Source organism: Sphingobium sp. C100, from assembly GCF_000508185.1.
Lineage (GTDB): Bacteria > Pseudomonadota > Alphaproteobacteria > Sphingomonadales > Sphingomonadaceae > Sphingobium.
Genome location: NZ_AYOY01000028.1, coordinates 1 through 10,494 on the forward strand (window position 1 = coordinate 1; position 10,494 = coordinate 10,494).

Sequence of the window (10,494 nt, forward strand, 5' to 3'; positions counted from 1 at the left end):
GGGGGACGGGGCGGTGGGGGAAAGGGCGGACACGCGCGACGGTGCCGTCATCGCGGGCGCCCCCATCTCGGCGGCGATGTCCTGCAAGGCGGCGATGCGCTTTTCCGTGGCGGGATGGGTGGAAAACAGTTCGCTGACATGGGTCGGCACGATGTAGAGTTGCGCCGCGGCCGGGTTGCGCTGCGCCACCGGGTTGGGGATGGCCTGCGCGCGGCCCGCAATCTTGGCCAGCGCGGACGCGAGCGCCTGGGGGTTGCCGCTGATTTCCGCGCCGGCGCGGTCCGCGCCATATTCGCGGGTGCGGCTGATCGCCATTTGCACGATCATCGCGGCGAAGGGCGCGACGATCACCGCGAGCAGGCTGGCGATCAGGTTGCCATGGCCGCCATCGTCCCGGCCGCCGCGAAAGAAGAGGCCGAACTGCGCCAGCATGGAAATGGCGCCCGCGATCGTGGCGACCATCGTCATGATGAGCGTGTCCCGGTTCTTCACATGGCCCAGCTCATGCGCCATCACCCCGGCCACCTCGTCGCGGCTCAGCATGGCGAGCAGGCCGGTCGTGGCGGCGACGGCGGCATGGTCGGGATTGCGCCCGGTGGCAAAGGCGTTGGGCGCGTCCTGGTCGATCAGGTAGACGCGCGGCATCGGCAGCCCGGCGCGCTGCGCCAGTTGCCGCACCAGCCCGTAAAATTCGGGCGCGCTGCGTTCATCCACTTCCCGCGCATTGTGCATCGACAGGACGATTTTGTCGGCATTCCAGAAGGTGAAGAGGTTCATGCCCGCCGCGACCAGCAGCGCGATGATCGCGCCGCCGCTGCCACCCAGCGTATAGCCCAGCGCCATCAGCAGCGCCGTCAGCGCGGCCAGCAACATGGTCGTTTTCATGCCATTCACTTGCATTGCACTCCGTTGCCGCCCAGATAGCGGGCAGGACGTGAATATGGGGTTGACCGGCCCCTTCCGCAATCGAAAGGCCGCTTCCATGGGAACCTTCAACGGCAAGCGCCCCGCGCATGTGACCCCGCCCGCCCATCTGTCCAAAAGCCCGCCGGTGCCGCAGCCGGACCCGATCGACAATCCCACCCCGCATGACGAGGAATTGAGCCCGGTTCGCTATGGCGATTGGGAGCGCAAGGGCATCGCGATCGACTTCTGACCGGCGCTTCCACCGGCGCGAGCGCACGATTCGCCGCCCTTTTCGCACGGCTGCCGATGGCCCGTGCCGCGGTTGCGGGGAGCCAAGCCCCTGACTCTGGCCTTTTGCCCCACCGCCTGCGCAGGACCGGGAGCATAAGGAGATTGCGGGGCGTGGGTGTACATCTGGTATCTGACGTGAATGTGAAACCGGTTTCGGAATATGCGCCGGAGGATGCGGCGCTGCTGTGTTCGGTCGGTCGGCTGATCTGCGCCTGGACCATGCTGGAGCAAAGCCTGGAGGCGAAGATCGGGATGATGCGCGACGCCATGGGCGATGTGCGCACCGTGGGCGCGCGCACCCGGCCCAGCATGAGCAAGCTGATGACCGAATTGCGCACGATGGTGGCGATGCGCGACCGCCGCAATGCCAGCGCGCTGACCGAGATTTCGGCGATCGAGCGCGACATGCAGCGGATCGACCGCTTTCGCGCGCTCATCATTCAGGGATTCCAGCAGCCCGAGCCGGGTGGCTTTGCCTGTCGCGACCTGCGAAACAACCAGATTCACGTCTCGCTCGACCAGTTGGAAGGCGAAATTTCCGCGCTGGAAGAGGTGGCGCAGCGACTTCTCGCGGTATGATGCGTTTGGCCTGCGCAAACACTTGACCTTTGCGGCTTCCGCCGCGATTTCAGGCAGGTCTTTCCGCGTTGCAGCGAGAATGGAGCAGCATGTCCAACAAGCCTATTCGCAAAGCCATTTTTCCGGTTGCCGGCCTTGGCACCCGTTTCCTGCCCGCAACCAAGGCGGTGCCCAAGGAATTGCTGCCGGTCGTCGACCGGCCGCTGATCCAATATGCGGTGGATGAAGCCCGCGAGGCGGGCATCGAGCAGATGATCTTCGTCACCGGTCGCGGCAAGGGCGCGATCGAGGATTATTTCGACATCGCCTATGAAACCGAAGCGACCCAGCGCGAGCGGGGCAAGGATCTGGGCGCGCTGGAAGGCACGCGGCTGTTGCCCGGCAACGCCGTCTTCATCCGCCAGCAGGAGCCGCTGGGCCTGGGCCATGCCATCTGGTGCGCGCGCGACATCGTCGGCGACGAACCCTTCGCCATCCTGCTGCCCGACGAGTTCATGAAGGGGCAAAAGGGCAATGGCTGCCTGAAGCAGATGGTGGACGCCTATGAAAAGCTGGGCGGCAACCTGGTCTGCGCGCTGGAAATCCCGATGGACGATACGCCCAGCTATGGCGTCATCGATCCGGGCGCGCGTGATGGCGTGTTGACGGAGGTGAAGGGGCTGGTCGAAAAGCCCAAGCTGGGCACGGCGCCGTCCAACCTGATCGTGCCGGGGCGCTATATCCTCCAGCCGCAGGTGATGAAGATATTGGAGACGCAGGAAAAGGGCGCGGGCGGCGAGATCCAGCTGACCGACGCGATGGCGTCGATGATCGGGACGCAGCCTTTCCACGGCGTCACCTTCGAAGGGCGCCGGTTCGATTGCGGGTCCAAGGCCGGTTATATCGAGGCGAATCTGGCGCTGGCGCTGGAGCGCGCGGACCTGGGCGACCATATTCGCGCCTTCGCGACGGAAGAACTGGCCCGCTGATACAGGAGGCCATTGGCCCAGAGATAATCAGGCGACGCAAAAGAAAGTGCGGCTTCCACACCGGGAGCCGCCCTTTCTTTTGATTGCGATGCGATGTCCGTCAGAACGGCACTTCGTCGTCCAGGTCATTGTCGAAATTCGGGCCGCCAGTGCCGCCGCGGTTGCCGCTGCCCTGCGACCGGCCGCCGCCAAAGCCGCTGCCCTGGCTCCCGCCCGATCCACCACCCGATCCACCGCCGAAATCATCATAATCGCCGCCGCCAAAGCCGGCCGATCCGCCCTGCCAGTCGCTGACGCCCTGCGACCGGCCGCCACCGCCACCGCCATAGCCGCCGCCCTGACCGCCGCCGCCGCCCGGCGCGCCGTCGAGCATGGTCAGCACCGAGCCAAGGCCCTGAAGCACGACTTCGGTCGTGTAGCGGTCATTGCCCGACTGGTCCTGCCATTTGCGGGTGCGCAACTGACCCTCGATATAGACTTTCGACCCCTTGCGCAGGAAGCGTTCGGCGACGCCCACCAGTCCTTCGGAAAAGATCGCGACGCTGTGCCATTCGGTGCGCTCCTTGCGCTCCCCGGTGTTGCGGTCCTTCCAGCTTTCGGACGTGGCGATACGCAGATTGCACACCTTGCCGCCATTCTGGAAGCTCTTGACCTCCGGGTCGGCGCCCAGATTGCCGACCAGAATGACCTTGTTGACCGAGCCTGCCATGATTCCTCCGAAACGCGTTAAACGGTCCTTATAGTCCCGCCGCCGTCGCGGTCCAGTAGGTGACGCCCGCCGCGACATAGGCCAGCGCGAACAGGTAGAAGACCATGAACATCGGCCATTTCCAGCCATTGGTCTCCCGCCGCGTGACCGCGATGGTGGAAATACATTGCGGCGCGAAGATGAACCAGGCGAGGAAAGCCAGGGCGGTGGGCAGCGGCCATTGCCCCTTCAACCGCTCGCCCAGGCTTTGTTCCAGCGCGGCTTCATCGTCGCCCGCGTCGATCGAATAGACGGTGGCGAGCGCCGACACCGCGACTTCGCGCGCCGCCATCGCCGGGATCAGCGCCAGCGAGATGTCGCGGTTGAAGCCGATCGGCTCCAGCACGACATTAAGGCCGCTTGCGATCCGCCCGGCGATCGAATGATCGACCTGGCTGGTGGGATCGCCGTCGGGCACGCGCGGGAAGCTGAGCAGGAGCCACAGGATCACCGTGGAGGTGAAGATGATCGTGCCTGCGCGCTTGAGGAAGATGATCGCGCGCTGCCACAGGCCCAGCAATATGTCCTGCGGCCGGGGCCACTGATATTTGGGCATTTCCATCAGGAAACCGCCGCTCGCGCCCTTGGTGACGGTCAGCCGCAGCACCATCGCGACCAGCATGGCGCCGACGATGCCGGCCAGATAGAGGCAGAAGAGGACGAAGCCCTGCAAGCCTATGCCATAGCCCCCTCCGAACGCATAAATGTCGCGGGCCGGGATGAAGGCGCCGATGATGACGGCATAGACGGGCAGCCGCGCCGAGCAGGTCATGAGCGGCGCAATCAATATTGTGGTCAGCCGGTCCCTGGGATCGGCGATGGTGCGCGTCGCCATGATGCCGGGAATGGCGCAGGCGAAGGAGGACAGGAGCGGGATGAAGGCCCGGCCCGACAGGCCGACCTTCGCCATGATGCCATCCATCAGGAAGGCGGCGCGGACCATGTAGCCGGTCGCTTCCAGCATCAGGATGAAGAAGAAGAGGATCAGGATCTGCGGCAGGAAGACCACCACCGATCCGACGCCGTTGATGACGCCGTCGACCAGGAAGGACCGGATGATGCCGTCGGGCAGCGCGTCGCGCGCCAGGGCGGCGGCGGCTTCGGCCACGCCCTCGATCATCGCGATCGGCGCTTCGGACCAGGCATAGACCGCCTGGAACATGACGAAGAGCAGCCCCAGCAGCAAGGCGAGGCCGAGGACGGGATGCAGCGCCACCCGGTCGACCAGCGCGGTGAGGCGGCGCGAGGGGGTTTCGCGCACGATGGCGGCGCGGGCGATGCGCCGGGCTTCGCTCCGCATCGCGTCGAAATCGCGCTCCGGCCCGGCGGGATAAGCGGGGGGCGCGCCGTTCAGCAGCCCTTCCAGTTCCTGGCGCAGATGGTCCAGCCCGCGCTTGCGCACCGCGACCGTGGAGATGACCGGCACGCCCAGCTCGCGCGACAGGATGGCGGCGTCCAGTTCCAGGCCGTCGCGGGTGGCCAGATCGACCATGTTGAGCGCGACCACGGTCGGCAGGCCAAGCGCGATCAGTTCCAGCGCGAAGCGCAGATGATTGTCCAGATTGGCGGCATCGACCACGATCACCAGCGCGTCGGGGCGCTTCTCGCCCGTCTGGCGGCCCATCACCACGTCGCGCGTCACCTGTTCGTCGGGGCTGGCCGGCGACAGGCTGTAGGTGCCGGGGAGGTCGACCAGTTCGATCGGCCGGCCGTCGGACAGGGACAGGCGGCCCGCCTTGCGCTCCACCGTCACGCCGGGATAATTGCCCAGCTTCTGCCGCGCGCCGGTCAGCGCGTTGAACAGCGCGCTCTTGCCCGCATTGGGATTGCCGACCAGCGCGATCAGGGGCAGGGCGCTCATGCCGCGCTCTCCGGGCCGGTGCGCACGGTGATGGCGGCGGCATGGTTGCGCCGCATGGCGATGGTCATGCGTCCGACGCGGCAGGCGATCGGACCGCGGCCCAGCAGCCCGCCATGGTGCAGCGCCTCGACGCTCGCGCCTTCGCACAGGCCGAATTCCCGCAACCTTTGCCCGTCGATGGCGGACAGGAGGTTCCAATCGATCAGGTCGATATAGGCGGGTTGCCGCAAGGGCAGATCAGTCAGACGCAAGGGAAGGATACTCGCACGCTATTTCTGCGAGTGACTATCAATACCGATACGAAATGGCCAGTGCGAAATATCCCGCGCCGCGGCAGATCATATCGCCGGGTAGCGCAGCCGTCCGACAAAGCGCGACAGGCTGAGCCGTTCGCCACCGCCAAGGCCGCGCCATTGGGCCTTCGCCTTTTCGAAACGCATCACATCCTCGACCCGGCGGGCCAGGAAGGCGCGGCTGTCGGCATGATCCTCGCTGTCGTCGTCGATGAACACCAGCAGGGTGGAGGCGTAGACAGCCGAGAGCGTCATGCGCTTGCTATAATGGTTGAAATCGGTCGCCACGTCGCCGGCCGCGCGCCACATGGCATCCGCCGCGCGCCAACCCAGCTTCGCCGCGCGCAAGGCATTGGCGGGCAGCGCCAGGACCGCATAGGCCCGGCGCAGCGCTTCCCGGTCGGGCGCCAGCAGATCCAGCCGCGCTTCGACCAGCGCCGCGATCTTCTTGCGGATCGACATCGCCGCCAGCGTTTCGGGCGGCAGCGCGGCGACCATCCGGGCGTCGATGCTGGCGAACCAGGCGTCGATCATGCCGAACGGGCCGTCGGCGAAGGCCAGTTGCGCGATGTCGGGATCGATTCCCTGCTGCTGCGCCGCCATCGCCACCGCCGGGGGGCGCCAGCCGTCAAAGGCGGCGTGGCGGGGCAATATCGGCGCCAGCAGGGCGCGGATTTCGTCGAGGGTCAGGTCCAGGGTCTCGCTCATGCCGGCAATCTAGGGCGGCGGCGCCGGGCGCACAACCATATCCCGCATCGATCATGGTCGTCCGTTCGCGCGAAGGGGTTGAACTTCGCGGGACGGTTTCCCAATTGCCGGGCGCAGCAATCTTAGTTGCAATATGCAACGTTGATCGCAAGGGAGATTATTGAGTGACCAGCCTGTTCGACCCTATCCAGCTTGGCGCGGTTTCGGCGCCCAACCGCATTCTGATGGCGCCGCTGACCCGCGGCCGGGCGACGCGCGACCATGTGCCGACGCCCGTCATGGTCGATTATTATCGCCAGCGCGCCTCGGCCGGCCTCATCATCAGCGAGGCGACCGGCATTTCCCGCCAAGGGCTGGGCTGGCCCTATGCGCCGGGGCTGTGGACCCCGCAGCAGGTCGAGGGGTGGAAGCCGCTGACCGCCGCCGTCCATGATGCGGGCGGCCGCATCTTCGCCCAGCTCTGGCATATGGGCCGGCTCGTCCATTCCAGCGTGACCGGGCAGCAGCCGGTGTCATCCAGCCCGATCGCCGCGCCGGGCCATGCCCACACCTATGGCGACAATGCGGATTATGAAACGCCCCGCGCGCTTGAGGTCGCCGACATTCCCGCGCTGCTCGACAGCTATGCCCAGGCCGCGCGCAACGCGATCGCGGCGGGTTTCGACGGCGTGCAGATCCATGCCGCCAACGGCTATCTGATCGACGAATTTCTGCGCAACGGCGTCAACCACCGCGACGATGATTATGGCGGCAGCCCGGAAAACCGCGTCCGCCTGCTGCGTGAGGCGACCAGCGTCGTGGTCGATGCGATCGGCGCCGACCGCACCGCCGTGCGCCTGTCGCCCAATGGCGATACCCAGGGCACGGACGACAGCGATCCGGCAAGCCTGTTCCCGGTGGCGGCGCAGGCGCTCGACGCGCTGGGCATCGCTTTCCTGGAGCTGCGCGAACTCACGCCGGAAGGCACCTATGGCAGCAGCGACGTGCCGCGCCAGTCGCCGCTGATCCGCCGGCATTTCCGGGGGCCGTTGATCCTGAACAGCGATTACACGGTGGACAGCGCGCAGGCCGCGCTGGACAGCGGCGTCGCCGACGCCATCGCCTTTGGCCGTCCCTTCATCGCCAATCCCGATCTGGTGGAGCGTCTGCGCACCGGCGCGCCGCTCAATATGTGGGATGCGAAGACCTTCTACACCCAGGGGGCGGAAGGCTATACCGACTATCCGGTGCTCGAAACCGTGGCGTGACGCCGGGCGCCTGACGCGCCAAGGGGCTCGCCTGCACGCGAGCCCCTTGGCGCGTCAGGCGCCCAAGCGCTCGCGCAGCGCCAGCATGGCGATGGCGGCCTTGGCCGCCTCGCCGCCCTTGTCCTTCTGGTCGGGCCGCGCGCGCACCAGCGCCTGCGCCTCATCCTCGACGGTCAATATGCCATTGCCGATGGCGATGGCGTCCATGCTCAGCGCCATCAGGCCGCGCGCGCTTTCGTTCGACACCACTTCGAAATGATAGGTTTCGCCGCGGATCACCACGCCGATCGCGACAAAGCCGTCATAGCGGCCGGTTTCTGCCGCCAGCGCGATCGCGCCGGGGATTTCCAGTGCGCCCGGCACCGTCACCACCTCATATTTGTGGCCCGCTTCGTCCAGCGCCGCCTTGGCCCCTTCGATCAGCAGGTCGTTGAGATGGTCGTAGAAGCGCGCTTCGACGATCAGGAATTTGGCCATGATGATTTTCCTTACAGCTCGATCGGGCGCTGCCCAACCACGGCCAGGTCATAGCCGTCAAGCGCGATCAGGCTGTGGCGGCTGTTGCTGAGCAGGACCATGTCATGCACGCCCAGTTCCGCGAGGATCTGCGCGCCCACGCCATAGTCGCGCAACTCGTCCATGTTCGCGACCTTCTGCCCGGCATGATGCTGAAGGATGCGGCTGACGAAATCGCCCGGCGTCGGGCTGGTCAGCACGACGATCAGGCCGGCGCCTTCCTGGGCGATGATGTCCATCGACCGCGACAGCAGCCCGGCGCGGTTGCCGGTGGCGCCATAGACGTCGGCCAGCAGCGAAAGCTGGTGCATCCGCACCAGGGTCGGCTGGTCGGGGGTGACATGGCCTTTCTGCAACACCAGCTGTTCGGTCTGGGTCGCCTTGTTGAAGAAGCTGATCGCCTTCCAGTCGCCGCCCCACTGGCTGTGGAATATGGTTTCGGCGCGGCGTTCGACCATATGGTCGTGCCGGCGACGATAGGCGATGAGATCGCGGATCGTGCCGATCTTCATCTTGTGCTTCTGGGCGAAGGGGATGAGGTCGTCGAGACGGGCCATGGTGCCGTCATCCTTCATCACTTCGCAGATGACGCCCGACGGGTTGAGCCCGGCAAGGCGCGCCACGTCCACGGCCGCTTCGGTATGGCCGGTGCGCACCAGCACGCCGCCATCCTTGGCGACCAGCGGAAAGACATGGCCGGGCGTGACGATATCGTCCCTGCCCTTGGTCCCGTCGATCGCGACCGAGATGGTGCGCGCCCGGTCGGCGGCCGAAATGCCGGTGGTCACGCCTTCGCGCGCCTCGATCGACACGGTGAAGGCGGTTTCGTGGCGGGTGCCGTTGTTGCGGCTCATGAGGCTGAGGCCCAGATGGTCGATCCGTTCCTTGGACAGCGCCAGGCAGATGAGGCCGCGGCCATGGGTCGCCATGAAGTTGATCGCGTCGGGTGTCGCCATTTGCGCGGGAATGACGAGGTCGCCCTCATTTTCCCGATCCTCGTCATCGACCAGGATGAACATGCGGCCGTTGCGGGCCTCGTTGATGATTTCCTCGGGGCTGGCGAGGGCGGTGCCGCCTTCGCGCTTGAGCAGATAGGTTTCGAGCTTGCCCAGCGTTTCGGCCGTCGGGTTCCAGTCCGCCTCGCCCAGTTTGCGCAGGCTGTTGGCATGAAGGCCGGCGGCGCGGGCCAGGCCGGACCGCGACATGCCTCCGTCGGTCACGAGGCTGCGGACGGTATCGAGAAGCGCGGACGACATGGAAACGACTCCTTCCCTGCATGGGACCAGTCGCATATCACACTGCGATGTGATTATTGCAAGGGCAAATCACATTGTGCGGCTGCGAAGGCTCTGCATCCGGTCGAGATAGCGGGCCAGCACGTCGATCTCCAGATTGAAGGCGCGGCCTTCCTCCAGCGTGTCGAGCGTGGTCGCGGCGGCGGTGTGCGGGATGATGTTCAGACCGAAATGAACGGCGCCGTCGGGCTGGTCCTCGACGCTGTTCACCGTCAGCGAAATGCCGTCGAGCGTGATCGATCCCTTGGCCGCCAGCGCGGGGGCCAGCGCGGCGGGCGCGCGGATGACGAGGCGGGTCGAATCGCCTTCATGCCGGGCCGACACCAGATGGCCGATGCCATCGACATGGCCAGTGACGATATGGCCGCCCAGTTCGTCGCCGACCTTCAGCGCGCGCTCCAGGTTGAGGCGGCCGCCTTCGTTCCAGAGGCCCGGCGCGGTGCGCGCCACGGTTTCGGCCGACAGATCGACCGCAAACCAGTCCGCGCCCTTTTCCACCACCGTCAGGCAGGCGCCCGAACAGGCGATCGACGCGCCGATCGCCACGCCGTCCATCGCATAGCCGCAGCCGATGACGAGGCGCAGGTCGCCACGCTGCTGGTGCGAACGAATCGTGCCGATGTCGGTGATGATGCCGGTGAACATGGAGCCGTCCTGTAAAATCTGATCCGTCCGGTTAGAAGCTGTCGATGGCCGAACGGCGGAATTGGAATGGGGACTTAGGCGCTCCGAACCCGCGCGTAAACCTCCAGCCGGTCCGTGCCGAGCGCCCGCATGTCGGTCATGCGCCAGCGGCCATGGGCGGCGGCCAGTTCCGCCAGGCCGATGTCGCCAATCCCCGCCAGCCCCGCGCCGACGATGACCGGCGCGCGATAGAGCAGCAGCCGGTCGACCAGGTCCGTGCGCAGGAAGGCGGCGGCGGTTTCCGCGCCCCCTTCGACCAGCAGATGGTCGATCCGGTCCAGCGTGGCGATCTCTTCGGGTGCGCCGATTCGCTCCCATCCGCGCGGCGCTGCCCCGCGCGTCAGCAGCAGGCGGCGCGGCGACCGATCCTCCAGCCCGCGCAGCCGCACGTCCAGCCG

The 10,494-nt window shown here is 66.5% G+C and carries 13 protein-coding genes; 4 read left to right on the plus strand and 9 right to left on the minus strand.

Annotated elements, in window-relative coordinates; translation table 11 throughout:
- Positions 1-894, minus strand: an 894-nt coding sequence (htpX, locus tag C100_RS28365; protein WP_200866544.1) for a zinc metalloprotease HtpX, incomplete at its 3' end; no start/stop codon positions are given.
- Between the two features lie 88 nt (positions 895-982).
- On the opposite strand from htpX, the gene C100_RS28370 reads away from it, so the two are divergent.
- The 3 genes from C100_RS28370 to C100_RS28380 all read left to right on the plus strand — a co-directional run bounded on the left by C100_RS28370 (position 983) and on the right by C100_RS28380 (position 2,744).
- Positions 983-1,156 (plus strand): DUF1674 domain-containing protein, encoded by a 174-nt coding sequence (locus tag C100_RS28370; RefSeq protein WP_084625294.1) that lies wholly within the window; start codon positions 983-985, stop codon positions 1,154-1,156.
- A gap of 143 nt (positions 1,157-1,299) precedes the next feature.
- Positions 1,300-1,776, plus strand: coding sequence for a hypothetical protein (locus C100_RS28375; protein WP_442800302.1), 477 nt, complete (start codon positions 1,300-1,302; stop codon positions 1,774-1,776).
- A gap of 89 nt (positions 1,777-1,865) precedes the next feature.
- Positions 1,866-2,744, plus strand: a complete 879-nt coding sequence (locus tag C100_RS28380; RefSeq protein ID WP_024018411.1) for a UTP--glucose-1-phosphate uridylyltransferase — start codon at positions 1,866-1,868, stop codon at positions 2,742-2,744.
- Between the two features lie 100 nt (positions 2,745-2,844).
- Here the strand turns inward: C100_RS28380 and ssb are convergent, their stop codons facing one another.
- From ssb to C100_RS28400, 4 genes are all read right to left on the minus strand, one after another.
- Positions 2,845-3,453 (minus strand): single-stranded DNA-binding protein, encoded by a 609-nt coding sequence (gene ssb / locus C100_RS28385; protein ID WP_024018412.1) that lies wholly within the window; start codon positions 3,451-3,453, stop codon positions 2,845-2,847.
- Positions 3,454-3,481: 28 nt separating this feature from the next.
- Positions 3,482-5,353: a ferrous iron transporter B gene (gene feoB / locus C100_RS28390; protein WP_024018413.1), complete on the minus strand. Its 1,872-nt coding sequence runs from the start codon at positions 5,351-5,353 to the stop codon at positions 3,482-3,484.
- Positions 5,350-5,604 carry a FeoA family protein gene (locus tag C100_RS28395; RefSeq protein ID WP_024018414.1) on the minus strand — a complete coding sequence of 85 codons (255 nt, stop codon included), beginning with the start codon at positions 5,602-5,604 and terminating at the stop codon, positions 5,350-5,352. Before C100_RS28395 ends, feoB begins: the two co-directional genes overlap by 4 nt.
- An 87-nt stretch (positions 5,605-5,691) precedes the next feature.
- A complete protein-coding gene (locus tag C100_RS28400; protein WP_024018415.1) occupies positions 5,692-6,354 on the minus strand; it encodes a COQ9 family protein in 663 nt (220 codons plus the stop codon).
- Positions 6,355-6,518: 164 nt separating this feature from the next.
- Here C100_RS28400 and C100_RS28405 point away from each other — a divergent pair, with 164 nt between their 5' ends.
- The gene (locus tag C100_RS28405; RefSeq protein WP_024018416.1) at positions 6,519-7,601 is read left to right on the plus strand and encodes an alkene reductase; all 1,083 of its coding nucleotides are present in this window, start codon (positions 6,519-6,521) and stop codon (positions 7,599-7,601) included.
- Positions 7,602-7,655: 54 nt separating this feature from the next.
- Here the strand turns inward: C100_RS28405 and ribH are convergent, their stop codons facing one another.
- The 4 genes from ribH to C100_RS28425 form a co-directional block, all read right to left on the minus strand.
- On the minus strand, positions 7,656-8,078 hold the full coding sequence (gene ribH / locus C100_RS28410; protein WP_024018417.1) for a 6,7-dimethyl-8-ribityllumazine synthase: 423 nt from the start codon (positions 8,076-8,078) through the stop codon (positions 7,656-7,658).
- An 11-nt stretch (positions 8,079-8,089) separates the two neighbouring features.
- On the minus strand, positions 8,090-9,373 hold the full coding sequence (gene ribB / locus C100_RS28415; RefSeq protein WP_024018418.1) for a 3,4-dihydroxy-2-butanone-4-phosphate synthase: 1,284 nt from the start codon (positions 9,371-9,373) through the stop codon (positions 8,090-8,092).
- Between the two features lie 69 nt (positions 9,374-9,442).
- Positions 9,443-10,057 carry a riboflavin synthase gene (locus C100_RS28420; protein ID WP_024018419.1) on the minus strand — a complete coding sequence of 205 codons (615 nt, stop codon included), beginning with the start codon at positions 10,055-10,057 and terminating at the stop codon, positions 9,443-9,445.
- A 74-nt stretch (positions 10,058-10,131) separates the two neighbouring features.
- Positions 10,132-10,494: dihydrofolate reductase family protein (locus C100_RS28425; protein ID WP_024018420.1), on the minus strand; the 363-nt coding region annotated here is incomplete at its 5' end.